Source organism: Bradyrhizobium sp. 155 (genome assembly GCF_023101105.1).
Lineage (GTDB): Bacteria > Pseudomonadota > Alphaproteobacteria > Rhizobiales > Xanthobacteraceae > Bradyrhizobium > Bradyrhizobium canariense_D.
On record NZ_CP064704.1, the window covers coordinates 3,687,645 to 3,713,308 of the forward strand.

General features: G+C 65.1%; 25 protein-coding genes. 20 read left to right on the plus strand and 5 right to left on the minus strand.

All coding sequences use genetic code 11. The annotated features are described in order from the left end of the window. Positions 1-34 precede the first annotated feature (34 nt). A complete protein-coding gene (locus tag IVA93_RS17975; RefSeq protein WP_247453106.1) occupies positions 35-2,224 on the minus strand; it encodes a lytic transglycosylase domain-containing protein in 2,190 nt (729 codons plus the stop codon). A gap of 324 nt (positions 2,225-2,548) precedes the next feature. Between IVA93_RS17975 and IVA93_RS17980 the strand changes: the two genes are divergently transcribed. The 5 genes from IVA93_RS17980 to IVA93_RS18000 all read left to right on the plus strand — a co-directional run bounded on the left by IVA93_RS17980 (position 2,549) and on the right by IVA93_RS18000 (position 6,034). Beyond that, positions 2,549-4,285: an adenylate/guanylate cyclase domain-containing protein gene (locus tag IVA93_RS17980; RefSeq protein WP_247370306.1), complete on the plus strand. Its 1,737-nt coding sequence runs from the start codon at positions 2,549-2,551 to the stop codon at positions 4,283-4,285. A gap of 105 nt (positions 4,286-4,390) precedes the next feature. Beyond that, a complete protein-coding gene (locus IVA93_RS17985; RefSeq protein WP_018458044.1) occupies positions 4,391-4,567 on the plus strand; it encodes a hypothetical protein in 177 nt (58 codons plus the stop codon). Positions 4,568-4,716: 149 nt separating this feature from the next. Beyond that, entirely contained in the window at positions 4,717-4,929 is a 213-nt protein-coding gene (locus IVA93_RS17990; protein ID WP_018458043.1) for a hypothetical protein, read from the plus strand. 66 nt (positions 4,930-4,995) lie between these two features. Next, entirely contained in the window at positions 4,996-5,298 is a 303-nt protein-coding gene (locus tag IVA93_RS17995; protein WP_247296609.1) for a hypothetical protein, read from the plus strand. Between the two features lie 157 nt (positions 5,299-5,455). Then, on the plus strand, positions 5,456-6,034 hold the full coding sequence (locus tag IVA93_RS18000; RefSeq protein WP_018458041.1) for a hypothetical protein: 579 nt from the start codon (positions 5,456-5,458) through the stop codon (positions 6,032-6,034). A gap of 26 nt (positions 6,035-6,060) precedes the next feature. On the opposite strand, the gene IVA93_RS18005 is transcribed toward IVA93_RS18000, so the two are convergent. Further along, the gene (locus IVA93_RS18005) at positions 6,061-6,282 is read right to left on the minus strand and encodes a hypothetical protein (protein WP_018458040.1); all 222 of its coding nucleotides are present in this window, start codon (positions 6,280-6,282) and stop codon (positions 6,061-6,063) included. Beyond that, complete coding sequence (locus tag IVA93_RS18010) at positions 6,282-6,548, minus strand: hypothetical protein (protein WP_204511292.1); 267 nt, start codon at positions 6,546-6,548, stop codon at positions 6,282-6,284. The genes IVA93_RS18005 and IVA93_RS18010 overlap by 1 nt, the downstream gene beginning before the upstream one ends. A 693-nt stretch (positions 6,549-7,241) precedes the next feature. On the opposite strand from IVA93_RS18010, the gene ilvD reads away from it, so the two are divergent. Both ilvD and IVA93_RS18020 read left to right on the plus strand, forming a co-directional pair. Continuing rightward, on the plus strand, positions 7,242-8,966 hold the full coding sequence (gene ilvD, locus IVA93_RS18015; RefSeq protein WP_247296611.1) for a dihydroxy-acid dehydratase: 1,725 nt from the start codon (positions 7,242-7,244) through the stop codon (positions 8,964-8,966). Further along, the gene (locus IVA93_RS18020; protein WP_026233489.1) at positions 8,953-9,774 is read left to right on the plus strand and encodes a tetratricopeptide repeat protein; all 822 of its coding nucleotides are present in this window, start codon (positions 8,953-8,955) and stop codon (positions 9,772-9,774) included. Before ilvD ends, IVA93_RS18020 begins: the two co-directional genes overlap by 14 nt. Before the next feature lie 15 nt (positions 9,775-9,789). Here IVA93_RS18020 and xth read toward each other — a convergent pair whose 3' ends face one another. Further along, positions 9,790-10,587 (minus strand): exodeoxyribonuclease III, encoded by a 798-nt coding sequence (gene xth / locus IVA93_RS18025; protein WP_039800265.1) that lies wholly within the window; start codon positions 10,585-10,587, stop codon positions 9,790-9,792. Between the two features lie 133 nt (positions 10,588-10,720). Here xth and IVA93_RS18030 point away from each other — a divergent pair, with 133 nt between their 5' ends. After that, positions 10,721-13,051, plus strand: coding sequence for a hybrid sensor histidine kinase/response regulator (locus IVA93_RS18030; protein WP_018458035.1), 2,331 nt, complete (start codon positions 10,721-10,723; stop codon positions 13,049-13,051). A 9-nt stretch (positions 13,052-13,060) separates the two neighbouring features. On the opposite strand, the gene erpA is transcribed toward IVA93_RS18030, so the two are convergent. Beyond that, positions 13,061-13,390, minus strand: a complete 330-nt coding sequence (gene erpA, locus IVA93_RS18035; RefSeq protein ID WP_007610737.1) for an iron-sulfur cluster insertion protein ErpA — start codon at positions 13,388-13,390, stop codon at positions 13,061-13,063. A gap of 132 nt (positions 13,391-13,522) precedes the next feature. On the opposite strand from erpA, the gene IVA93_RS18040 reads away from it, so the two are divergent. The 12 genes from IVA93_RS18040 to surE all read left to right on the plus strand — a co-directional run bounded on the left by IVA93_RS18040 (position 13,523) and on the right by surE (position 25,640). Beyond that, a complete protein-coding gene (locus tag IVA93_RS18040) occupies positions 13,523-14,731 on the plus strand; it encodes a deoxyguanosinetriphosphate triphosphohydrolase (protein ID WP_085362127.1) in 1,209 nt (402 codons plus the stop codon). 9 nt (positions 14,732-14,740) lie between these two features. Next, on the plus strand, positions 14,741-16,531 hold the full coding sequence (gene argS / locus IVA93_RS18045; RefSeq protein WP_247370309.1) for an arginine--tRNA ligase: 1,791 nt from the start codon (positions 14,741-14,743) through the stop codon (positions 16,529-16,531). 139 nt (positions 16,532-16,670) lie between these two features. Then, the gene (locus IVA93_RS18050; RefSeq protein ID WP_247370417.1) at positions 16,671-18,245 is read left to right on the plus strand and encodes an SPOR domain-containing protein; all 1,575 of its coding nucleotides are present in this window, start codon (positions 16,671-16,673) and stop codon (positions 18,243-18,245) included. Between the two features lie 45 nt (positions 18,246-18,290). After that, positions 18,291-19,319 (plus strand): beta-N-acetylhexosaminidase, encoded by a 1,029-nt coding sequence (nagZ, locus tag IVA93_RS18055; RefSeq protein WP_247370313.1) that lies wholly within the window; start codon positions 18,291-18,293, stop codon positions 19,317-19,319. Further along, the gene (locus IVA93_RS18060; RefSeq protein WP_247370316.1) at positions 19,316-20,155 is read left to right on the plus strand and encodes a segregation and condensation protein A; all 840 of its coding nucleotides are present in this window, start codon (positions 19,316-19,318) and stop codon (positions 20,153-20,155) included. The genes nagZ and IVA93_RS18060 overlap by 4 nt, the downstream gene beginning before the upstream one ends. Positions 20,156-20,176: 21 nt before the next feature. Then, positions 20,177-20,929 carry an SMC-Scp complex subunit ScpB gene (scpB, locus tag IVA93_RS18065; protein ID WP_027567087.1) on the plus strand — a complete coding sequence of 251 codons (753 nt, stop codon included), beginning with the start codon at positions 20,177-20,179 and terminating at the stop codon, positions 20,927-20,929. Positions 20,930-21,095: 166 nt separating this feature from the next. Next, positions 21,096-21,332: a twin-arginine translocase TatA/TatE family subunit gene (locus tag IVA93_RS18070; RefSeq protein WP_007610722.1), complete on the plus strand. Its 237-nt coding sequence runs from the start codon at positions 21,096-21,098 to the stop codon at positions 21,330-21,332. Between the two features lie 88 nt (positions 21,333-21,420). Next, positions 21,421-21,975 (plus strand): Sec-independent protein translocase protein TatB, encoded by a 555-nt coding sequence (gene tatB / locus IVA93_RS18075; protein ID WP_085353196.1) that lies wholly within the window; start codon positions 21,421-21,423, stop codon positions 21,973-21,975. Continuing rightward, entirely contained in the window at positions 21,972-22,784 is an 813-nt protein-coding gene (tatC, locus tag IVA93_RS18080) for a twin-arginine translocase subunit TatC (protein ID WP_018458028.1), read from the plus strand. Before tatB ends, tatC begins: the two co-directional genes overlap by 4 nt. 198 nt (positions 22,785-22,982) lie before the next feature. Beyond that, on the plus strand, positions 22,983-24,314 hold the full coding sequence (gene serS, locus IVA93_RS18085) for a serine--tRNA ligase (RefSeq protein WP_247539351.1): 1,332 nt from the start codon (positions 22,983-22,985) through the stop codon (positions 24,312-24,314). 94 nt (positions 24,315-24,408) lie between these two features. Beyond that, a complete protein-coding gene (locus IVA93_RS18090; protein ID WP_085353194.1) occupies positions 24,409-24,771 on the plus strand; it encodes a hypothetical protein in 363 nt (120 codons plus the stop codon). Positions 24,772-24,872: 101 nt separating this feature from the next. Then, on the plus strand, positions 24,873-25,640 hold the full coding sequence (gene surE / locus IVA93_RS18095; protein ID WP_085353192.1) for a 5'/3'-nucleotidase SurE: 768 nt from the start codon (positions 24,873-24,875) through the stop codon (positions 25,638-25,640). Positions 25,641-25,664 lie beyond the last annotated feature (24 nt).

A 25,664-nucleotide genomic window follows, 5' to 3' on the forward strand; every position in this document is an offset into this window, starting at 1 on the left:
GCTTCACGCCGCGTCCAGCCCCGGCGTCGCGAAGCTAGGGCGCGGCGGCTGCGGCCGATGCCGTCGGCATCGCGCCCCTGTTCGGCGTCGTAACGCGCTGCTCGGACTTCCCCGCGACGACGCTGCTGGCCTCAAACCTCGCACGATAGACCAGCACGTTCTCGATCACGCGCTGGACGTAGTTGCGCGTCTCCGACAGCGGGATGCGCTCGACCCAGTCGACCGGATCGACCTTGGGATCCCTGGGGTCGCCGCGCGCCTGCACCCATTCGCGCACGCGGCCCCGGCCGGCATTGTAGCCGGCGAAGGTCATGATCTGGTTGCCGCGATATTCCGACATGAGCGCACTGAGCTCGGCCGCGCCCATCTGCGTGTTGTAGACGGGATCGGAGACCATCTTGTCCCAGTCATAGGTCAGGCCGAAGCGCTTTGCGGTGTCGCGGCCCGCTTCCGGCGTCACCTGCATCAGCCCGACTGCGTTGGCGGCCGATTTGTCGCGCTGGTCGAACGAGCTTTCGGCGCGCGCCACCGAATAGATCACGCTGGGATCGATCGCGGGCGCCACCTGCTTATGTTCAGGGATGCCGATGGTCGGGAAGGCGTAGTGATCGAGCGCGAGCCCGCGCGCCAGCGCCGACTTGCCGACCTCCAGCATCACGCGCGCATCGTTGCGCCGGCCGGCGAGCTCGCCGAGCGCTTCGAGTGCGGCGACGTCGGTGCTCTCCTTGGCAAAATCCTCGGCGAAGTAAAACACCATGTCGCGCTCACCGACGCCGTAGAGCATGTCGGCGGCGCGCACGCGCTCGTCCGCGGGCGGCGCGTCGACTGCTGCCAGCACGGGCGAGGGCGCACGCAGCTCGATGCGGTCGAGACCGAGCCTGGCGCGGGCGAGCTGGCCGTAATAGGCGGTCGGATAGCGCGCCGCCGCCTGATAGCTCAGGCGCGCATCGGCCGGTGCGTTCATTGCCTCGGCCGCGCGGCCGCGCCAATAATGCGCGCGCGACAGCGCGATCGGATTGGCGGAGCCTTCGTCGATCGCGGCGAAATGCGTCATCGCCGCCTTGGGATCATCGAGATAGCGCAGCGCGATCCAGCCGCACATGAAGTGATAGTCGGCGCGATAGACCTCCATCGCGGGCACGGCTGCCGAGCGCACCAAATCATAGGCGGTTTTGAACTTGCCCTGGTCGAGCAGCTTTCGCGCGAGCAGGCGGCGCTCGCGCCACCAGGCGTCGGTGTCTTGCGCCGCCATCGTATCGGGCGCGGCGGCCAGGATCACCTCGGCCGCGTCGTCGATGCGGTCATTCTGGAGATGCCATTGCGCGCGGCACAGCACATAGCCGAGGTCGCGGCGCGCCTCGGCCGAAATGTCCTCCAGGTAATCCTTGGCCTTGCTGGCCTTGCCGGTGACTGCGGCGCAGGCCTTGACGATCGCGAGCGCATCCTCGCCGAGCCGCTTGGCTGCGCGCCGCGCTCCCGCATAGTCCTTGGCGCCGAGCCGCTTGTCCATGCGGGCGCGATGATCCTCGGCGGTCAGGAGATCGCGGAACGCTTGGTAGGAATCCTCCTCACTGCGCTCGGACAATTCGTCCGTGCGCCAGGCATCGCGCACGAGACGCGCGGCCCTGTCGCTGTCGCCCTCGGTCATCAGCACGCGGGCGAGCGCGAACTTGCCCTTGGCGCTGGTCGGCCGGTCCATCGTGAATTTGTGCACGGTCGCCGCGTTGGCCTTCTCCTGCCACAGCCGCGCCTCGGCGCGGCGGCGGAGCAGCGCGCTGCTCGGCCAGTCCGGATTGGCGGCGAGGAAGGCGGCGTAGCGCTTGAAATTCGCCGTGCTTTCGGAATGGCGCAGCATAAACCAGTCGGCGAGTTTCTGTCCGGCCGGGTCGGCAATGCGGTCGCGCGCCGCGCTGGCGTCCTCGGTCTTGCCCTTCCGCGCGAGATCGATGGCATCCTTCAGCGCGGCGAGATCGCCAGTCAGCGGCGGGGCTGCCGGCTTGTCCGAGGGCGCGTCGTCCTGCTTCTTCGACTTGCGCTTGGCCTCGGCATGCTTGCCGTGCCGCGCCTTGCCGGCGGAGGCGTGGCGCTGCTTGCCGGTTTTCGCCTCATGCGTCTTCTTCGGCGCGGACGATTTGTGACCGCTCTTCGCTGCCAGCTCTGTAGGGATGAAGGCCAAAGCGGCCACGGCAACGACACACGCGAGCGAGCGTAGGCACTGGTTCATTCCGTGGTCCCCCTGCGAAACCAGTACAAACCAAAGTCCGCGACGAGATGCGGCTCGAGAATCAAAACGGCGTCAAAATGGTGACACGACGTCGTTTCGCATCCTGAAGCTGTTCCAACAATGCGGCGAAATACGGATGGAGCCAGGGAACCTGTGCAACGGCGGGGCGAGCGGGTCTCTTAACCTTCATTAACGAATACGGCTCGCGCGACGGTTGCGGCGGTTCAGGACGCCTCGAAGCGGCCAAATTGCGCGTATTCCCGGCGGCAAATCCGTTGTATTGGGTTCCAAAGCCTTTCCCCTTCAGCCCATTGTCCCGCGCCCATGCCGATTTTCAACCAGTCGATCCGGCGCAAGATCGTCGGGATTGCGCTCGGCCTCATCATCCTGATGGTCGTCACCGCGATCCTGTCGATGGTGATGTCCAGCCGCGTCGGCCATCTTCTGGATGAGCTGACCGCGCGGTATATTCCGGCTTACGGCCACCTGGCGCGGTCCAATGTGCGTTCGCTGGAGCGGGCGCTGGCGATGCGGCGCATGGTGATCGCCAAAATGCAAACGCCGCCGGACGAGGAGGGCTTTGCGGCGCGGCTGAAGATCTTCAGGGAAACGGACGCCCAGGTCGAGCAGGAGGCCGAAGCCGCGCGAAAGCTGATCAACGCGATCATCGACGATGAGAGCACACCGTCGGACAACGCGGCACTCGCCCGGATCGAGACGCGCATCGAGAATGCAGTCAAGGAGCTTCGCCGCGAACTCGACGAGGAGGACGCCAAGCTGCTCCGGCTGCTCGATGCCAAGGACTTTGCGGCCACGCGCGACGTGCTCGTCCATGTGGACGCGCTCCGCGATCTCTTCACCCAGCGGATCGATGCGATCCGCGCCGAGATGCTCTCGCAGGTGTTCGTGAGCACCGCGCAGGTGATCCGCCATCAGCGCCAGGCGATCATCGTCTCGGGCATCGTGACCATCCTCGCGGCGATCGTCGGACTTGCCTTTGCGATCATGGTCTCCACCGGGATCACGCGACCGGTCCGGCTCTTGCTGGCCGGCACCCGCGAAGTCGAGGCGGGCCGCTTCGACAAGACCATCAGTGTCTCGACGCAGGACGAGATTGGCGAACTCGCCTCCGCCTTCAATCGCATGGTCGAGCAATTGCGCCAGAACGAGCGCATCCGCGAGACCTTTGGCCGCTACATCGATCCCAAGGTGGTGCAGGGGCTGATTGACCGGCCGGAGGTCGCCGTCGACGGCCAGCGCCGGGTGATGACCATCATGTTCTGCGACATGAGCGGCTTCACCGCGATGAGCGAGGGCATGACCTCGCGCGGCTTGGTCAAGGTGATGAACCACTATTTTACCGTCATGTCCGGTCCGATCAGGAGCAACCGCGGCATCATCGACAAATATATCGGCGACGCCATCATGGCCTATTGGGGCCCTCCCTTCATCGAGGAGGAAGAGCCGGCGCTGCTCGCAGGCCTTGCTGCGATCGAAATGGCCGATCAGGTGCCCGCGCTGCAGAAGCAATTGCCGGATCTGCTCGGCATCCGCGCCATGCCCGGGCTTTGCGATCTGCGGATCGGCATCGCCACCGGCGAGGTCCTGACCGGCAGCATCGGCTCCGAGCTGATGATGAGCTTCACCGTGATGGGCGACGCCGTGAACCTCGCCTCACGACTGGAGGCCGTCAACAAGACCTATGGCACCCGTATCCTGATCTCGCAGGCGACGGCGGACGCGATCGGCTCGCACCTCGGATTGCGCGAGGTCGACCGTCTTGCGGTCGCCGGCCAGAGCGCGCCGCAAACGATCTTCGAGGTGATGGGCCGGGCAGGCGCACTCACGGCCGCGCATGAGAGCCTGCGTTCTCACTACGCCGAAGGCCTCGCCGCCTATCGCGCCCGCCGCTTCGACGAGGCCCGCGCCGGCTTCAACGCGGCACTTGAAGCCGTCCCAGGCGACGGCCCCTCGCGGGCAATGCTTGCTCGTATCACGCGGTTCGAGGCCCATCCGCCGGACGAGGGCTGGGACGGCGCCTGGCGGTTGGAGCAGAAATAGTCGGCCGCGCGGGAAAAATTGATTCTACTCGATAACGATGTTCGCAGTGACCTATTTCCCGGGCTTAGGTTTGGTGTCCTTGAGGCGTTTGATGGGGACACGCCGATGACAGAACTTGAGAACAGGCTCGAACGGTTCGAGACGCTCACCGCCGAATGCGAGCTGATCGCCAGGCTCGCCACCGACAGCACCAAGCGTGAGTTTTATCTGAAGCTCTCGGAGCGGTATCGCCAGCTGGCGGTGGACATGCGGCAGGCCATAGCGAGCCAAGCTGCGGCCTGACGCCGGCAATCCGTTCTTAACACTTGGCGCGCATCCTCAATGCAGATGCGGGGACGCCTGCGGCGATTTCCCGCTGTGGTAATGCCGGGGCTCGCTGCGGTGCAGCGCGCGTCGCGAGATTGTTTTGTCGTGCCTAGCAGGGCGATCCCATGCGCCTTTTTGCGGTCATCATGTTTGGACTCATGACGGCAGCCTGCAACCAGGAGCAGGAGATCACCGGCTCGACCCCGGTCTGCGCGATGCGGAACTACACTTCCTTCAATCCCCGCGACATGACCCAGTGCGTTGCCGCCTGCAAGGCGTGCGACCACGGCAACACGGTCACCTGCAGCACGTCGTGCACGCTCAAGGGCGCCCGCTGAGCGGCTCCGCCTCCTGGTTCGGGGCCGATGGTGTCTCGACGGTGTTTTGGCACCGGAACGATTCACATGGATCAATCATTGAAGGGATGGCAGGACGCGGAGTCCTTTGGAATGGGTATGCTCGATCCCGGTCGGTTCCTGGTGTCATGCTCTCACTGCGCAGCCTGGCCGATGGCCGCCAATGTAAGACGTTCGAGCTGGTCGGCTTCGCCGAACGAGGTCCGCTTCGTTTGCCCGCGCTGCCGCCGCGAGGAGACCGCGATCATCTCCGCCTCCGGCGAGTTGACGCCGATCCGGCGCGTCGACGTCCCGCCGCGCGACGTCACCGCGGCCTGGGCTCAGGCCCAGCGCCCAAGAGGGCGAGCGTAGCCCGCCGTTTAAGGAGAAGAGGGCCGAGCGCAGCCAGCTGAGGGCAAGAGGGCGCGCGTCACCATCCGTCGGGACCTCTGATGAGGCGGTTGGAACTGCCGCGGGAGGTGATCCAAGCAGGTGCAAATGTGCTAGGATCGTCGGCATGAGTTCATCCATGCCCCGTCCAATCCTGCCGCCCCTCGGCGACCGTTTCCGCCTTAACCCGGTCGCGGCGCGCCTTGCGCCGCTGTTCGGCTTCGCGCTGCTGATCGTGTCATGCGCGCTGGCAAGCTTTGCATTCGCCTGTGCCACGCCGTTTGCGGCTTGCGCGGTTGTCGCCGCCGCCATGCTGCCGCTGCGTCCGGCGCTGCTCGTCGTCACCGGCGCCTGGCTGGTGAACCAGGGCATCGGCTTCGGCGCGCTGCACTATCCGATCGACCCCAGCACTATCGCCTGGGGCTTCGTCATCGGCGCTGCTGCGCTGCTATCGACCGCAGCAGCATCGACGGTCCTCCGTAGGCTGCCGCGAGGCCGCACGCCACTGATGCTTGCGATTGCATTCGTTGCCGCCTACGCGGTCTATGAGTTCGCGCTGCTTGCCGCGACGCCGGTCCTGGGCGGCGAGGGCGCCTTCACCGCCGCCATCGTGACCCGGATCGGGCTGACCAGCGCCATCTGGCTCGCCGGCCTCGTCGCCGTCTGTGAGATCGTCCGTCTGGCCGATCCGTTCGGGCGCGCGATGCGGAACGACTGAGCGCCAACCAAGGCACTGAAGTCCGGTCATGCCGATAACCGGACCTTTGCCCAGCGCTGCAAGGCGACCGCTGTCCAAACCGTCTCGACAAACCCGAACGGCCAGGCGCCCTGGAGAAAGCCATAGACCCCGCTGAACGCGCAGGCTGCCGCGAAGGCCAGCACGAAATGCGGTCCGCGCGGCTCAAGCGCGTAAAACAGCAGCATCGCACTGACCGACAGCACTCCGAAGATTGTGATTGCGTCCATCAGCCGGCCGGAGGCTTCGGCTTCTTGGCGACACCGAGGGTGTGGACGACGGCGGGCCCCATAACCGGCCACAGCGCGGCCGTCGCGGTCAGAACGGTCGCGGCGCACATTGCAGCCAGCACGGACGATCGGATTTTCAAGCCGCGCGTCCGCGATCGACAGACGATCCAGACCCAGGCGCAGACCACGACGGCGATGGACAGTTTCGTCATCAGCCCGTGCGCATGGTCGAGCACCGCGATCAGGCTGCCCACGCTGGCGAGCACGACAGCGGGTACCCTGCGCCCTCTTGGACAAGAGGGTGAAGCGACGAAGCAAAGCTCGGGCGGAATCAGCCGCGAGAACGCGAAGCGTGTCTGCAAGTTGAATCTGCATTGGCGGATGGCGATTGCTGCCCCTTGCTCCGTCATTGCGAGCGCAGCGAAGCGATCCAGAGTCTTTCCGCGGAGGATTCTGGATGCTTCCGCCTTCGCTAAAGCTTCGGCGGACAAGTCGCTCCGCTCGCAAAGACGATGTGGAGAGAGTGTGCACAACACTTCGATCTGTGGCCTGGACGCAGCGCCCTTGCAGCGCGTCCGGACAGGCGGGGAGATGAAGGCGCCGACTCACCTTGGCTGCGCCTCGTGGTCGCGCCGAAGTTGCAACGCAGGCACGCACCGGAAACTTGAAGTGGATTGTCCTCCCGCCGGGGGTATCGCAGTAAGCTCGATCGTGTCCTCACGGCCACGATTGTGCCGTCCGTGCAACACCCGTCACGGATTTAACCATCTTCTCTGTCCGTTCGCATCGACGCCGCTTTTTGGCCACACCCGAACATGAATAAAATCACTCGAATATTTTAGCGGCAGCGGTGATCCTGGAAGACGACGGAAATCCCCAAGGTCGATTCAAAAGGTCGATTAAAGTCTTGGCTCTGATTTTTCGGGTCTGAAAGGGTTGGCCGGGGAAACTGGTTTGCGATGGACGCGAAGAGCAACATCAAGCAGAGGCTGCCGAGCCGTCACGTGACGGAAGGTCCTGCGCGCGCGCCCCATCGCTCCTACCTCTACGCCATGGGTCTGACCACCGACCAGATCCACCAGCCCTTCGTCGGCGTCGCCTCGTGCTGGAACGAGGCCGCGCCCTGCAACATCTCCCTGATGCGCCAGGCGCAGGCGGTGAAGAAGGGCGTCGCAGCCGCCGGCGGCACGCCGCGCGAGTTCTGCACCATCACCGTGACCGACGGCATCGCGATGGGGCATGACGGCATGCGCTCCTCGCTGCCGTCGCGCGAATGCATCGCCGATTCCGTCGAACTGACGATCCGCGGCCACGCCTATGACGCTCTCGTTGGCCTGGCCGGCTGCGACAAGTCGCTGCCGGGCATGATGATGGCGATGGTCCGTCTCAACGTGCCCTCGATCTTCATCTATGGCGGCTCGATCCTGCCCGGCAATTTCCGGGGCCAGCAGGTGACCGTGCAGGACATGTTCGAAGCCGTCGGCAAGCACTCGGTCGGCGCAATGTCGGACGAGGACCTCGACGAGATCGAGCGCGTGGCGTGCCCCTCGGCGGGTGCCTGCGGCGCGCAGTTCACCGCCAACACGATGGCGACCGTCTCCGAGGCGATCGGGCTGGCCTTGCCGTACTCGGCCGGTGCTCCGGCACCCTATGAAATTCGCGACGCCTTCTGCATGACCGCGGGCGAGCAGGTCATGCAGCTGATCGCCCAAAACATCCGGCCACGCGACATCGTCACCCTCAAGGCGCTGGAGAATGCCGCCGCCGTGGTCGCCGCGTCCGGTGGCTCGACTAATGCTGCACTGCACCTGCCGGCAATCGCGCACGAGTGCGGCATCAAGTTCGACCTGTTCGACGTCGCCGAAATCTTCAAAAAGACACCGTACGTCGCGGATTTGAAGCCAGGCGGCCGTTATGTCGCCAAAGACATGTTTGAAGTAGGTGGCATACCGCTTCTGATGAAGACGCTGCTCGACAACGGATTTCTCCACGGTGACTGCATGACCGTCACCGGTCGAACGATCGCCGAAAACCTCAAAAGCGTGAAGTGGAATCCGCACCAGGACGTGGTGCACCCGGCAGACAAGCCCATCACCGTCACCGGCGGTGTGGTCGGTCTGAAGGGCAATCTGGCGCCAGAAGGTGCGATCGTGAAAGTCGCGGGAATGTCCAACCTCAGGTTCACCGGTCCGGCCAGGTGCTTCGACCGTGAGGAGGATGCTTTCGAGGCCGTCCAGAAGCGCACCTACCGCGAAGGCGAAGTCATCGTGATCCGCTACGAGGGGCCGAAGGGCGGTCCCGGCATGCGGGAAATGCTCCAGACCACCGCGGCGCTGACCGGCCAGGGCATGGGCGGCAAGATCGCGCTCATCACCGACGGCCGCTTCTCCGGCGCCACCCGCGGCTTCTGCATCGGCCATGTCGGGCCGGAAGCCGCCATCGGCGGCCCGATCGGGTTGCTGGAGGACGGCGATATCATCGAAATCGACGCGGTCGCCGGTACCCTTAACGTAAAATTGAGCGACCAGGAGCTTGCCCAACGCAAGACCAAATGGACCGCTCGCGCGACTAACCACACGACGGGCGCGCTCTGGAAATATGCTCAGCAGGTTGGACCAGCGGTCGGTGGGGCAGTGACCCATCCGGGCGGCGCGCACGAGAAACAGTGCTATGCGGACATCTAGGCGTACCATCGTTGCGTTTGTGTTGGGGGCTGCCGCGCTGGCCGCGCCGGCTCTCGCCTTTGACGGCGCACCCGTCAGCCAGAAGGATGCGACCATCCCGGTGGTCACGACCTTGCCGGGCGCAGCAGGCAAGGTGCGCAATGTACCGCCAGTCGTGCCCCAGGAAACCTCGCTCAGCGCCCTGCAATATGCCGCGGAGGGTGGCCACCCCATCGCGCAGTGGAAGCTCGGCCGCATGTACGCCAATGGCGACGGCGTCGCCCAGGACGATGTGCGTGCGTTCGAGTATTTCACCCGCATCGCCAACGCGCACGCCGAAGACAGCCCGTCCGCGCCGCAGGCGCAGATCGTCGCCAACGCCTTTGTGGCGCTCGGCCGCTATTATCTCAGCGGCATCCCGAATTCGAAGGTCAAGCCGGACCAGGAGCGGGCGCGGGAGATGTTTTCCTATGCCGCGTCCTATTTCGGCAATGCGGATGCGCAATACGATCTCGCCCGCCTGTACCTGAAGACGCCGGACGCTTCGCGCGAGGATTTCCGCTACGGCGCGCGCTGGCTTGGGCTCGCCGCGCAGAAGGGCCAGCACGAGGCCCAGGCGCTGCTCGGCCAGATGCTGTTCAACGGCGACCGCCTGCCGCGGCAGGCCGCGCGCGGCCTGATGTGGCTGACGCTGGCGCGCGACAGCGCAGGCAGCGACGAGACCTGGATCAAGGAAAACTACAACCGCGCCTTCGCAAAGGCCTCCGACGACGATCGCGCCATGTGCCTGCAGATGCTGGAGCAATGGGTGCAGGGTCGACGGGAGTGATGGGTTGAGGCGGCCTCACGCCGCCTCAAGATCGAGATCCGCCCACACCGGCACGTGGTCCGACGGCTTCTCCCAGCTGCGCACATAGCTGTCGATGCCGACATTGGCGAGCCGGTCGCTGGCCTGTGGCGACAGCAGAAGGTGGTCGATCCGCAGGCCGTGGTTCTTCTGCCAGGCGCCGGCCTGGTAGTCCCAGAACGTGTAGAGCCCGGGCTCGTCGGTGACGGCCCGAAGCGCATCGGTCAGGCCGAGGCCGAGCAGGGACTGAAAACTTTCCCGCGTCTCGGGCTTGAACAGGGCGTCCTCGATCCAGGCGGCGGGATTATGGACGTCCCGGGCATGCGGGATGACGTTGAAGTCGCCTGCGAGGATCAGCGGCTCCTCGGTCTTGAGGCGCTCCTTCGAATACTCAAGAAGCCGCGACATCCATTTGAGCTTGTAGGGATATTTCTCGGTCCCGACCGGGTTGCCATTGGGCAGATAGAGGCAGGCGATGCGCAGCACGCCGGACTTGAGCGTCACCACGCCTTCGAGGAAGCGGGCATGCGCATCCTCGTCGTCGCCGGCCAGCCCCGACTTGGTCTCGTCGAACCGGAGCTTGGAGAGCAGGGCGACACCGTTGAACGTCTTCTGCCCGTGGGTGACCACGTTGTAGCCGAGCGCCTCGATCTCCAGCCGCGGGAAGGCGTCGTCGACGCATTTGATCTCCTGGAGGCAGACGATGTCCGGCTGGCACTCCTTCAGCCAGGTCAGGAGGAGATCGATGCGCTGCCGGACCGAGTTCACGTTCCAGGTGGCTATTCTGATGGGCATCTTGGCGGCTCCGGGCAGGGGCCATGGTTAGAACAAAATGCAAACGCGCCCGTCAAGGACGCTGCGAAATCTCCCACAAAATTAACCCGGCTTAAGTCGGGCCCGGTCCATTGATCGTGAAAAGGTTTTTCGAATGGGACGGCCGAACAAAGCCATGAAGCGAACCGAGCCCCGCGACGGGTTGATCGGCGCGTTCCTGTACTGGCTCGGCGGCTACGAGATCGAGGACGGCCTGACCGCCGGTCTCAGCGAGCGCGAGCTGAGCCGCATCCGTGCCAAGCAGATCGACGCGGTGATACGCCTGATCCCGGTGACGATGGCCGTCACTATGCTCAACGTCGCGGTGGTGCTGATTTTGTTCTGGGGTCGTGGCTGGAACGACTTTCTCGCGATCTGGGGCATGACCCTCGCGACCGCCGCCTCGCTTGCGGTGCGCGCGTGGCGGCGCTCCCACCAAAGCCCGCCTCAGGAAGCCTCACCCCGCGCCGCGCGGCAGATGTTGCGGCAGGCGTTCTTCCTCGCCGCAATCTGGGGCACGCTGCCGGTCGCGCTGTTCAGCCGCATCGAGCCGACCAGTCAGCTCATTCTGGCCTGCCTTATGGTCGGCATGATGTCCGGCGGTGCCTTCACGCTCTCGACCTTCCCGCGTGCGGGCCTTGTCTATCTCGCGACGACGACGATCGCCTGTGCCGGTGCGTTGCTGTTATGCGGCACCGGGCCTTACCTCGTGACCGCCGTGTTCCTGCTGCTGTTCGCGTTCTTCATGGCGCGCAACATCGTCTCGCAAGGCAATCTGTTCCTTGGCAATCTCAAGGCCCAGCTTGAGCTCGAGCGCCAGACCGAGATCATCTCGCTGTTGCTGAAAGATTTTCAGGAGAACGCCAGCGACTGGCTGTGGCAGACCGACGCCGAAGGGCATTTGGTCGACGTGCCCGAGCGCTTCGCCGCGGTCGCACAGCTGCCACTGCCCTTGCTGAAGGGCTCGCATTTCGCCGACGTGCTCGACATGCTGTGCCCCGAAGACAAGAGCGCGGCCTACAATGTCGTCGGCCTGATGGAGCACGCCGAACCGCTGCACGAGATGAATCTCAAGGTCGTCGCCGGCGGCGAGGCGCGGCTGTGGTCGCTCACCGCGAAGCCGGCCTACGACCGCGACGGTCAATTCCTCGGCTATCGCGGCTTCGGCCGCGACGTGACCGAGCGCTGGCGCGCGGAAAAGGCCGAGGCCGAGAGCCGCGCCAAATCGGATTTCCTCGCGGTGATGAGCCACGAGATCCGCACGCCGATGAACGGCGTGCTCGGGCTTGCCAGCATGCTTCTGGAGACAAAACTCGATCCGGAGCAGCACGAGGCCGTCACCACGATCCGCGAGTCCGGCGACAATCTCCAGCGCATCCTCAACGACATCCTGGACCTCTCCAAGCTCGAGGCTGGACGCTTCGCGTTCGAGGTGATCGACTTCGCGCCGCAGGCGCTGGTAGAGACATTGGCGACCGTCGTGCGCGCGAGTGCCAAGAGCAAGGGGCTCGCGGTCAAGGTCAAGCTCGATCCGAACCTGCCGCCGACGCTGCGCGGCGATGTCGCGCGTATCCGCCAGGTCCTGCTCAACCTCGCATCCAACGCGGTGAAGTTCACCGACCAAGGCGAAGTCACGATCGCAGCCGTCTGTCAGGCCCGCCGCGATCTGCTCGCCACCGTCGAATGGAGCGTGACCGACAGCGGTATCGGCATCGCCCCCGAGAAGCTTGGCCAGCTCTTCTCCGACTTCGCGCAGGCCGACGCCTCGATCAGCCGCCGCTTCGGCGGCACCGGGCTTGGGCTTGCGATCTCCCGGCGCATCATCGAACAGATGGGCGGCACCATCGGCGTCACCTCGACGCCGGGCGAGGGCTCGACATTCAGCTTCACGCTGGTGCTGCCCTGGAGCCAGGAGCAGGCATCCGACTACATTGCCGACCGCGACGAAGCCGACTACCTCAAGGCGCGTATCGCGAGTCTCGACCGACCGCTGAGGGTGCTGGTCGCCGAGGACGACGCCGTCAACCGCATGGTCGTGAGCAAGATGTTAGGGGCCTTCGACGTCGAGCTGCGCGTCGTCACCGACGGCGTCGAGGCCGTCGCGGCGGCCTCGGAGGAAGACTACGATCTCGTGCTGATGGACGTGCGGATGCCCGACATGGACGGCCTTGCCGCAACCCGGGCGATCCGTGCGCAAGGTGGCCGATTCGAATCCTTGCCGATCATCGCGCTCACCGCCAATGCCTTCCCCGAGGACGTCAAGATCTGCCGCGAGGCCGGCATGTCGGACTTCCTGGCCAAGCCGCTACGCAAACCCGCGCTGCTGGCGGCGCTGCTGCGCGCGCTCGATGGACATGTGATGGCGGGAGACGCACCACTTCAGCCGGAGCTCATGTCGGTCGACGTGGAGTGGACGGACGAGGAAAGGCAGATGACCGGCGCCTAGCCGGCGACGTCAGATCGAGAAGCTGGTCCCGCAGCCGCAGGACGCCGTGGCGTTCGGATTGTTGACGCGGAACGAGGCGCCGATCAGATCGTCGACGAAATCGACCTGCGACCCCGCCAGGAACGGCTGCGAGGCGGAATCGACCAGCACCACCGCATTGTCCTGCTCGATCACGAGATCGTCGTCAGTGCGGGCACGGTCAATGTCGAACTTGTACTGGAAACCGGAACAGCCTCCGCCCTCGACCGAGATCCGCAGCATCGCGCCAGACCCTTCGCCCTTGAGGATCTCCCCAATCCGGCGTGCGGCCTTGTCACTGATGGTCACGTCAGTCGTCATCGTTCGTCTCCGATAGGCCCGCTCACACCAAGGTCACCTGAAGGTCACGTGCCCTATTCAGTTGGTATCCCGCGTCCGGCATAGTTAAGTGCCACCATACGCAGAATCAAATGGATAGAGACTAAATTCGCCGTGTCCGTCGGAATGGCTGCCCCCCACGCGCCCTATGCCTGCGATCCCGAGCGCAGTCGCGGCCGATTGGTCGCGGAACCGCCAAGCCGGACCCGCAGCCCGTTTCGACGGGATTGCGACCGGGTGATCCATTCCACCGCGTTCCGCCGGCTGAAATACAAGACCCAGGTGTTCGTGTTCCACGAGGGCGACCACTACCGCACCCGGCTGACCCATTCGCTGGAGGTGGCGCAGATCGCCCGCGCGCTGGCCCGGCAGCTCGGGCTGGACGAGGACCTCACGGAAACCCTGGCGCTCGCCCACGATCTCGGCCATCCGCCGTTCGGGCACGCCGGCGAGCGGGCGCTGGACGCCTGCCTGAAGGATTTTGGCGGCTTCGATCACAACGCCCAGACGCTCCGCGTCGTTGCGGCCCTGGAACAGCGCTATCCCGAATTCGACGGGCTCAACCTGACCTGGGAAGCGCTGGAGGGCATCGTCAAGCACAACGGCCCGCTGACCGATCGCAGCGGTGCGCCGGCCGGGCGTTATCGCGAGCGCGGCGTTCCCGTCGGCATCGCCGACTACATCAAGATCTATGATCTCGAATTGTGGAGTTTCGCCTCGCTGGAGGCACAGGTCGCCGCGATCGCGGACGACATCGCCTATGATGCCCACGATATCGACGACGGTCTGCGCGCCGGCCTGTTTCACCTCGACGACCTCAAGGTGATGCCGCTGACCGCGGAGATCATCGCCGAGACTTCTGCGCATTACCCCGATCTCGAAGACGTCAGGCGCGGCGCCGAGCTGGTGCGCGAGCTGATCTCACACTTGATCGGTGCCGTGTTCGCCGAGGCCCAGATAAACCTTACCGCCGTGAAACCGCAATCCGCACAGGACGTGCGCCAGCAGAGCCGGGCATTGATCGCATTCCCCGCCGCGGTCGCCGAGGAGGAGGCCGCCATCAAGCGCTTTCTCTATCAGCACATGTACCGCCACAAGCGGGTCATGCGGGTGATGGGCGAGGCGGAACAGATCCTGTTCGACCTGTTCGCAAAATACCTCACCTCGCCCGGCGAGCTGCCGCCGGAATGGCTGGTCGGGGCGGAGGCGGACAACGAGGGCGACCGGGCCCGCCGGATCGGGAATTTCATTGCCGGAATGACCGACCGTTTCGCCCTGACCGAGCACCAGCGGCTCTTTGACTCGACCCCGGATTTGCGTTAGGCGGCGCCCATGCCCGACACATCCTCAGCACTGCACCTGTTCGCCGACGTGCTCGCACGCGTGCACGCGGTCTGCCGCGCGCTCGCGGCGGAAGCCAACTGGCCCGAGGGCATCGATTTCTCGCGCGTGGTGGTCGAGCCGCCGCGCGATGCTTCCCATGGCGACATGGCGACCAACGCAGCCATGGTGCTTGCGAAAGAGGCAAAGGCAAAGCCGCGCGACCTCGCCGAGCAGATCGCCGAACGGCTGCGCGCGGACCCGTTGATCGCCAAGGTCGACGTCGCAGGTCCAGGCTTCATCAACCTGACGCTGGAGCCGGCCGCATGGGCCGAGGCGCTACGGACCGTGCTGCGCGAGGGCGCCGATTACGGCCGCGTCCGCGGCGGCTCCAAGGTCAACGTCGAATATGTCTCCGCCAACCCCACCGGACCGATGCATGTCGGCCATTGCCGCGGCGCCGTGTTCGGCGATGCGCTGGCGAGCCTGCTTGAATTCGCAGGCCGTGACGTCACGCGCGAATATTACATCAACGACGCCGGCGCGCAGGTCGACGTGCTCGCCCGCTCCGCGTTCCTCCGGTATCGCGAGGCGCTCGGCGAAGACATCGGCGCGATGCCGGAAGGCCTTTATCCCGGCGACTATCTGAAGCCGGTCGGGCAGGCGCTGGCGCAGGAGCACGGCGACAAGCTCCTCGCCGTGAGCGAGGGCGCGTGGCTACCGACGGTGCGCGCCAAGGCGATCGCGATGATGATGGACGAGATCAAGGATGATCTCGCCGCGCTCAACATCCGCCACGACGTGTTCTTCTCCGAGCGCTCGCTACAGAACGCCGGCAACAACAAGGTCGCCGAGACCATCGATTTCCTGCGCGCCAAGGGCGACGTCTACCAGGGCCGTCTGCCGCCCCCAAAGGGGGCTCCGACCGAGGATTGGGAAGATCGCGAGCAGTTGCTGTTCAAGGCGACCGCCTATGGCGACGACGTCGATCGCCCGCTGATCAAGTCGGATAATTCCTACACCTACTTCGCCGCCGACATCGCCTACCACAAGAACAAGTTCGATCGTGGTTTCGCGGAGATGATCGACGTCTGGGGCGCCGACCATGGCGGCTACATCAAGCGCATGCAGGCGGCGGTGAAGGCGACCACCTCCGGCAAGGGGGCGCTCGACGTCAAGATCGTCCAGCTGGTGAAGTTGCTGCGCAACGGCGAGCCGGTGAAAATGTCCAAGCGGAGCGGGGACTTCGTCACCTTGCGTGAGGTGGTGGATGAAGTCGGCCAGGACGCCGTCCGCTTCATGATGCTCTACCGCAAGAACGACGCGGTGCTCGACTTCGACCTCGCCAAGGTCGTGGAACAGTCGCGCGACAACCCGGTGTTCTACGTGCAGTACGGCCACGCCCGCGGCCACTCGATCTTCCGCAACGCCCGGGCCGAGGTGTTCCCGGAACTCCCGGAGGAAACGGAAAAGCGCATCGCCTGGCTGGGTGAGTCGGCGGTGGAACGGCTGTCGAACCCGGCTGAACTCGACCTTCTTAAGCGGCTCGCAATATTTCCGCGCATGCTGGAAGCGGCCGCAACCGCCCACGAGCCGCACCGAATTGCCTTCTATCTCTATGATTTAGCCAGCGAATTTCATGCACTTTGGACGAAGGGGCGCGATTTGCCCTATTTACGCTTCATTATCAATAATGATGCAGATCTAACGAAGGCGCGGCTGGCCATGGTCCAGGGCGTCGTCTCTGTCCTGGCATCGGGCCTCGCCATCCTCGGCGTCCATGCTCCGGACGAGATGCGGTAGTTTGGGGCGAACTACTTAAGGGATTTCGGGGCTAACCGGCAGAAGCCGGATCGCTTAGACTTGGTTGAAAGCCTTGTGGGTCGAAAGCCGCGCCTTGGTCGAGGGGCGCGCGGCTTTCCCGAAGGGACGCATCATCACGATGGCCGAACGATATCAGGACAGACCGTTTCCTTCCGATGACTATCGCGGTGGCGATCAGCATGGGAGGGCGGAGAGCGGTGATCCCTTGGCCGAACTTGCCCGCCTGATCGGGCAGACCGATCCGTTCGCAGCGCAAGGGCGGCCGGGCGTGCACCCGCCTGCAGCACCTGCGCCTGCCCAGAGCTATCAGGACGACGACTATCGCCAGGACGATGGCCAGCAGGACTATGCCGAGCAGGCCCCGCCGCCGCCCGGGCCACCCTCATGGATGCGGCGCGCCAATGTGCAGCCGCAGACGGTGCCAGCTGAGCCTGCCCATCCCGCTTCCGTAAACCCGGTTCATCCACTGCATCGTTATTCAGCCCAGCCGACTGCGCCCGAGCCTGAACCTGATTATCGTCAGCCGCAGGCCTATCCGGATCAGGCCTATCAAGCTCGCACCCATCAGGGGCAGGCCTATCAGGATCAGGCATATCAGCAGCCCGATCAGGCTTACCAGGAGCAAGCCCACCAGCAGCCCGATCCGGCGCGCTACGACGAGGCGCTCTACGGACGGCTGGAGGCGGGCGAGCAGGACTATCAGCGCGATCCCGCCTATCCCGACGATCCTTACGCGTTCCAGAGCGACTATCCCGAGGCCGATCTCGACGAGCCGAAGAAGCAGCGCGGCGGCATGATGACCGTCGCGGCGATCCTGGCCCTTGCCGTGGTCGGGACCGGCGCTGCGTTCGCTTACAAGACCTATGTGGGCTCGCCCCGCAGCGGCGAGCCGCCGATCATCAAGGCCGACAACACGCCGACCAAAATCGTGCCGGCGCCGTCGGACTCCTCAGCCAAGGTACCGGACCGCATGGTCACCGGAGATGGAGCCGAGAAGATCGTGCCGCGCGAGGAGGCGCCTGTCGACGTCAACGCCAAGGCGGGAGGTCCCCGCGTGGTGTTCCCGGCGCTGAACCAGAACGCGAACCCGCCGCCAGTCGCGAGCGTGTCGCCGTCCAGCATTCCGCTGTCGAGTGCGGGCCCGAATCCGAGCAACGGCACGCTGCCGAACAATTCGCCGCGCGCGATCAGGACCGTGGCCGTGAAGGGCGATCAGACCGACGCCACCGCGTCGCAAGCGGCCACGGCCGCGAAGCCGACAGCTCTCCCGAAGCCCGTTGCGGCACCAGCTGCACCACGCACGCCGCCGACCTCGGCCAATGCCAGTGCCAATCAGCCGCTCTCGCTGGCGCCGCAATCGGCGCCGGCCGCGGAGCCACCGCAGCGGATGGCTGCGACCAATCCGACGCAAATTGCGCCCGCGAGCAGCGGTGGCGGCGGCTACGTCGTGCAGGTCTCCTCGCAGCAGACCGAGGATAGCGCCCACGCCTCCTACCGGGTGCTTCAGAGCAAGTACGGCAGCGTGCTTGGCTCCCGCGCACCCGTGGTCAAGCGGGTCGACCTGACCGACAAGGGCAAGGGAATCGTCTACCGCGCCTTCGCTGGGCCGTACGGATCGCTCGAAGAGGCGAACCAGGCCTGCAACAGTTTGAAATCCGCTGGCCTGTCTGCCTGCTTCGTCCAGAGGAATTAACGGCCGTTTCCTTGACCCTCTCGCGGGTCAGGGTTAATCGGCCGTATGAGCACGCGGGCCTTCATTACCGGCGTTTCCGGAACGGAACTAACCGCCGCCGAGCGGGAGTTTATCCGCCGCGAACGCCCGTGGGGCTTCATCCTCTTCAAGCGCAATGTCGAGACGCCGGCTCAAGTTGCTGCACTCGTTGCGGAATTGCGGGCGGTTGCGGGTTTCGCTGATGCCCCTGTCCTGATCGATCAGGAGGGTGGGCGGGTGCAGCGCCTGGCGCCGCCGCATTGGCCGGTCTATCCGCCGGGCGCTATTTTCGCAGGCCTCTACGATACTGATTCGGCGCTCGGGCTGACCGCGGCGCGCCTCAGCGCCCGGCTGATCGCGTGCGATCTCGCAGATCTCGGCATTACCGTGGATTGCTTGCCGCTGGCCGACGTGCCGGTGGCTGGCGCCAACGCCGTCATCGGGAACAGGGCTTACGGCACCGAACCGGGAAAGGTCGCCGCGATCGCCCGCGCGGTCACCGAGGGCCTGGAACAGGGTGGCGTGTTGCCGGTGCTCAAGCACATCCCCGGCCATGGCCGAGCTACGGCCGATACCCATTTCAATCTGCCGACGGTCGACACGTCGCGCGACGAACTGGATCGCACCGACTTCGCGGCATTCAAGCCTTTGGCGGATTTGCCGATGGCCATGACTGCACATGTTGTGTTTAGCGCGGTCGACCCCGCCCATCCGGCGACGACATCTGCGACAATGATCGCTGAGGTGATTCGCGGCGCAATCGGGTTCCAGGGTTTGTTAATGAGTGATGACGTGTCGATGAACGCGCTGTCGGGCAACATCGCCGAACGGACCCGCGCCATTTTTGCGGCCGGCTGCGACATGGCCCTGCATTGCAACGGCAACATCGAGGAAATGCGTGAGGTCGCCGGCCAGACACCCGAACTGGCGGGCAGGGCGCTGGAGCGGGCGAACGCCGCGCTCGCTGCGCGTAAAGGACCGCAACCGTTCGATCGCGCGGCCGCGCGCGCCGAACTGGAGGCATTGATCGCACGGGCAAACACGGCATCGGCATGACCGCAGAAATCCTATCGTTTGAAACCGGGCGGCCCGCAGAGCTCGCCGAGGGTGAGCCGGCGTTGGTGGTGGACGTCGAGGGTTATGAAGGTCCGCTCGACCTGCTGCTCGCACTGGCGCGGCAGCAGAAGGTAGATCTCGCCAAGATCTCGATCCTGGCGCTCGCCGACCAGTATCTCCACTTCATCGAAGCCGCGCGAAAGATCCGCCTCGAGCTCGCCGCCGACTATCTCGTGATGGCGGCATGGCTCGCCTTCTTGAAATCGCGTCTGCTGCTGCCGGAGCCGCCGAGTGCGGAAGGCCCGAGCGCCGAGCAGATGGCAACGGCGCTCGCCAATCGGCTGCGCCGGCTGGAGGCCATTCGTGAAGCCGCCAACCGGCTGATGAACCGGCAGCAATTGCTGCGCGACATTTTCCCGCGCGGCGAGCCCGAGCAGATCGCCGAGATCAGGCATCCGAAATATACCGCGACGCTCTATGACCTGCTCACCGCCTATGCCGCGCAGCGCCAGTCGCGCGTGCTGGCGAGCGTGCATCTGGCCAAGCGCACGGTGTGGTCGCTCGCCGAGGCGCGCGCCACGCTGGAGCGGCTGGTCGGCAGCATCAGCGAGCAAGACGATTGGGGCGTTCTCGACGATTTTCTGCTTCAGCATGTCGCCGATCCGACGCAGCGCGCGACGGTGCTCGCCTCGAGTTTCGCGGCTGCGCTCGAGCTGGTGCGCGAAGGTCAGCTCGAGCTGAATCAGAAAGAGGCGTTTGCGCCCATCTATTTCCGGAAGGGGCGCCCCAAGCCGGTCATGGAGGCAGCTCCTGCGCCCGATGCGCCGGTCGCTTAAGTGCAACAAGGAGAATCTGCCATGGCAAGCCTGGCTGAAGTGCGGGTAGAAGAGGCCGAGCCGATGGAGAACGAGTCCCAGGCACGTCCCGAAGAATTGCGGCTGCTGGAAGCGCTGCTGTTCGCTTCGAATGAACCGCTGGACACCGCGACGCTGGCCAAGCGCATGCCCGAGGGCGTCGACGTGAAGGCCGCGCTCGAGCAGTTGCAGGCCGACTACTCCCTGCGCGGCGTGAATCTCGTGCGGGTCGCTAACAAATGGACCTTCCGCACCGCGGGCGATCTCGCCTGGCTGATGACCCGCGAGAGCACCGAAACCCGCCGCCTGTCGCGCGCCGCGATCGAGGTGCTGGCGATCATCGCCTATCACCAGCCGGTGACGCGCGCCGAGATCGAGGAGATCCGCGGCGTCGTCACCTCGAAGGGCACGCTGGACGTGCTGCTGGAAACCGGCTGGATCAAGCCGCGCGGTCGTCGCAAGACGCCGGGCCGTCCCTTGACCTTCGGAACCACCGAGGACTTCCTGTCGCAGTTTACTCTGGAACAGCTCGGCGATTTGCCGGGCCTGGAGGAGCTGAAGGGCACGGGCCTGCTGGATTCGCGCCTGCCGACCGGATTCAGCGTGCCGACGCCGTCGGATGACCCGACTTTGCGGGAAGACGAGGATCCGCTGGAGCCGGGCGAGGACCTTGATCTGGCGCTGGCGCCCGCGGTCGAGCCCGAGACGCCGCCGGAAGGCGGCCATGAGGGGGGCGAGGGTGGCAGCGAGGACTGACGTCCCGGCCTTTTACCGGCCGCCTGCGACCAGTTAACACTAGCAAAATTACGTAGCGCCAACAGCGAATTGGCGCTGCCTTGGTCCTTGTTTTTGACACCTGCCAAGCCTAGGTTTCGGTGAAGATCGGCCGGTCCCCGGCCATGCGCGTTTGGAGGGTTGCAGGATGGGTTCACTCAGCATTTGGCACTGGGTCCTGGTGATCGCAGTGGTCCTGCTGCTGTTCGGTCGCGGCAAGATCTCGGATCTGATGGGCGACGTGGCGCAGGGCATCAAGGCGTTCAAGAAGGGCATGCAGGACGACGACAAGGTCGCCGACAAGCCCGAGCCGGCCAAGTCCATCGAGCACAACAATGCCGCGCCGACCGCGGCACGGTCGGACGTCGGCAGCAAGGCCGTCTGAGCCAGAGAGCACGCGAGACGCGGGTAGCGGACCCGATCCTGCGCGCGAGGGATTGGGCCGGCTGCGGCTGGCGTGAACGGAAGACCTCATGTTCGACATCGGGTGGAGTGAACTGGTCCTGATCGGGGTCGTGGCCCTGATCGCCATCGGCCCGAAAGAGCTGCCGGGCGTGCTGCGCATGGTCGGGCAGTGGATGGGCAAGGCGCGCAAGATGGCCGCCGAATTCCAGGGCCAATTCCAGGAAGCGATGCGCGAGGCCGAAATGGCCGACCTCAAGAAGAGCTTCGACGAGGTCAAGGAAGCGGCTTCCGGCTTCGCCGGCAACAATTTGATGACCTCGCTCCAGAAAGACGTCAGCGACGCGCTCCGCGTCGATGCGCTGGACAAGCCCGCCGAGACCTCGATCTCCACCGCTGTCGAACCGTCGGCGACTTCAAGCGAAGCGCTGACGACGCCCACCACGCCGGAAGCGCCGACGCCGGAGACCTTCGTGGAAGCCGAGGCACATGCGGCCGTGAACGAGCCGCTCGCCATCACCCGTGAGGTCGAGCAGGCGCAGGTCGCTCAAGGTTCGGGCACGCAAGATTCCGTCACCCAGGACACTGCGCCGGCCGAGGCGATTAAGGACGCCAAAGCGTCATGAGCGCCGCCGATATCGAGGCCAGCAAAGCTCCCCTGATGGACCATTTGATCGAGCTGCGTTCGCGGCTGATCAAAGCGCTGCTCGGCTTCGGCATTGCCTTCATCTTCTGCTTCTTCTTCGCCAAGCAGATCTACAACGTGCTGGTCTGGCCGTTCGTGTGGATCGCGGGTCCCGAGAACTCGAAATTCATCTACACCGCGCTGCTGGAATATTTCATCACCCAGCTCAAGCTCGCGCTGTTCGGCGCCGGCTTCATCTCGTTCCCGATCGTCGCGACACAAATCTATAAGTTCGTCGCTCCCGGACTCTACAAGCACGAGAAGCAGGCCTTCCTGCCGTATCTGGTCGCGACCCCGTTCTTCTTCGTGCTGGGCGCAGCACTGGTCTATTTCGTCGTGCTGCCCATGCTGGTCCGCTTCTCGCTCGGCATGCAGCAGGCCGGCAGTGACGAGACCGCGCAGATCCAGCTGCTGCCCAAGGTCGGCGAATATCTGTCGCTGATGATGTCGCTGATCTTCGCCTTCGGCATCGCCTTCCAGCTTCCGGTGATCCTGACGCTGCTGGGGCGCATCGGCATCGTCACTTCTAAAATGCTGCGCGAGAAGCGCCGCTATTTCATCGTCGTTGCCTTCGTCATCGCGGCCGTTCTGACCCCGCCCGATGTGCTCAGCCAGTGCTCGCTCGCGATTCCCTTGCTCGCGCTCTACGAGGGCTCGATCATCGCGGTGGGAATTGTGGAGAAGAAGGCTGCAGCTTCGCAAGCCTCTAGCGGCACCGACGTATCGACGCCGGCCAATCCGGCAGAGTAGGGCGCCCCATACTCCGGTGTCATTCCCCGCGAAAGCGGGGAATCCAGTACGCCGCGGCCTATGGGGAATCAGTGATGTTTCTGGAATACTGGATCGCCCGCTTTCGCGGGCGATGACAGCCGTGCTAGGGGAAGCAGCCATTTGCATAAATGCAAATCCAGGATTTGCAGGGTTGCAACAAGCCCCAGGACCACGGCCATGCACGACATCAAATCGATCCGCGACAACCCGCAAGCCTTCGACGCCGGCCTCGCACGACGCGGCCTGAAGCCGATGTCGGCGTGGCTGCTTGCGATCGACGAGACCCGGCGTGCGGCGATCCTGGCTTCCGAGCAGGCGCAGGCGCGGCGCAATGCGGCCTCAAAGGAAATCGGCGATGCCAAGAAGACGAAGGACGAGGCGCGCGCGGCGAAGCTGATGGCGGAGGTCGCCGAGCTCAAGACCACCATGCCGGAGCTCGAGGCGACCGCGAAGGCTGCCGACGAGGAGCTCGCCAAGGAGCTGGCGGCGATCCCCAATCTGCCGCTCGGCGAGGTGCCCGATGGTGTCGACGAGCACGGCAATGTGCAGCGCCATGTCTTCGGCAACAGGCGCAACTACGCGTTCGTGCCAAAACCCCATGACGATCTCGGCGCCGCGCTCGGTGACATGGATTTCGAGACCGCAGCGAAGCTCTCCGGCGCGCGCTTCGTCGTGTTGAAGAAGGGACTGGCGCGGCTCGAACGCGCGCTCGGCCAGTTCATGCTGAATCTACACGTTGACGAGCACGGCTATACCGAGATCAATCCGCCGCTGCTCGTGCGCAACGAGATCATGTTCGGCACCGGACAATTGCCGAAGTTCGAGGACGACCAGTTCTGGGCGATCAAGGGCGAATTGCTCGCCGCGCCCGACCATGAGCGGCTCCGGACCGAGCGTCTCGGGATCATTCCGACCGCGGAGGTGGCGCTCACCAATCTCGTCCGAGAATCCATCCTCGACGAAAAGCAGCTGCCGATGCGGCTGACTGCGCTGACGCCGTGTTTTCGCGCGGAGGCGGGCGCCGCAGGGCGCGACACCCGCGGCATGATCCGGCAGCACCAGTTCACCAAGGTCGAACTGGTCTCGATCACGACGCCGGAGACGAGCAAGGACGAGCACGAGCGCATGCTCGCCTGTGCCGAGGAAGTGCTGCGACGGCTCGAGCTGCATTACCGCGTGATGACGCTGTGCACCGGGGATATGGGTTTCTCGTCGCAAAAAACCTATGACATCGAGGTCTGGATGCCGGGTCAGGGCGACGGCGGGGCATTCCGCGAGATCTCAAGCTGCTCGGTTTGCGGCGATTTCCAGGCCCGCCGGATGGACGCGCGCTCGCGCGGCCCCGATGGCAAGCCGCGGTTCGTGCACACGCTCAACGGCTCCGGCACAGCGCTAGGCCGCGCGTTGATCGCCGTGATGGAGACCTATCAGCAAGAGGACGGCTCGATTGCGGTCCCCAGCGTGCTCCAGCCCTATATGGGCGGGCTGAAGGTGGTCGCACGCGACTAGGCGTGCCGCCAATCTGAAACGGAGAAACGTTTGGTTGCGAAGATCGGGCGGCCGGTTATCCTGCCGGCCACCCGACAACGCGAACCGATCGTTCATGGCCTTGCACCGCGATATCTTCTGGGTCGGCAGACAATGGGCGGTGACGGGTGCCGGTATCCAGGCCGTCGATCAGCGGCTGCGTGGCGTGCTCGACATCGCGATCACGCGGCTCTGGGACGACGATCTGGTCCAGAGCCGGCGGGCCAAGCCCGGTGTGAATGCAGCCGATTTCGACCAGGCGCTAACGCTGGCACGTGACCGCTTTCCACAGGCGCCGGTGCCGGACCCATTCGTCGCGCAGCTGGAGGCGCTCGGCGTGATTGAGGCGCCGATGGTGAGCCCGGTCGTGCCGGCGATGAGATTGCACGCGGAGGGCCGGCTTGCGCGCTTTCTGCCGCAATGGCGAGTTCGCCGATAACCGCCAAGCCGGCGACCAGGTGCCGCCCGGTCGGCCGGTTTGCCTGATCGGCCCCGGCCGGATAAGACGGCTCAGACCCGCTTCAGGAATCGACCTTTCCCATGCGCATTCTCTGCACCAATGACGACGGCATCCACGCCCCCGGCCTCAAGGTCCTGGAGGAGATCGCGCGCGCATTGTCCGATGACGTCTGGGTGGTCGCGCCTGAGCTCGACCAGTCCGGCGTGTCGCATTCGCTGTCGCTCAACGATCCGCTGCGCCTGCGCGAGGTCGGTCCGCGGCATTTCGCGGTGCGCGGCACGCCGACCGACTGCGTCATCATGGGCGCGCGCCACATCCTCGGCGCCAAGCTGCCCGATGTCGTGCTGTCCGGCGTCAACAAGGGCCGCAACGTCGCCGAGGACGTGGTCTATTCCGGCACCATCGCCGGTGCGCTGGAGGGCACCATCCTGGGGCTGCCGTCCTTCGCCCTGTCGCAGGAGTTCAGCGTGGAGACCCGCGACCGGCCGCTGTGGGACACGGCCCGCAAATTCGGGCCCGACATCCTGCGCAAGGTGATCGCCGCCGGCATCCCGAAGGACACCGTCATCAACGTCAACTTCCCGGCCTGCGCGCCGGAGGATGTGCTGGGCATCCGCGTGACGCGGCAAGGCAAGCGCAATCTCGGCTTCCTTAGGATCGACGAGCGCAGGGACGGCCGTGGCAATCCGTATTTCTGGATCGGCTTCGAGCGCACCGCGATGATGGATACGCCGGCCGACGGCACCGATCTCGCGGCGCTCCGCGAACGCTACGTCTCCGTCACGCCGCTCAGGCTCGACCGGACCAACGAGGCGTTTTCCGAGGCGCTGAGTGCGACGCTGAAGTAAGTCCGACGCTGAAGTAATCCGACC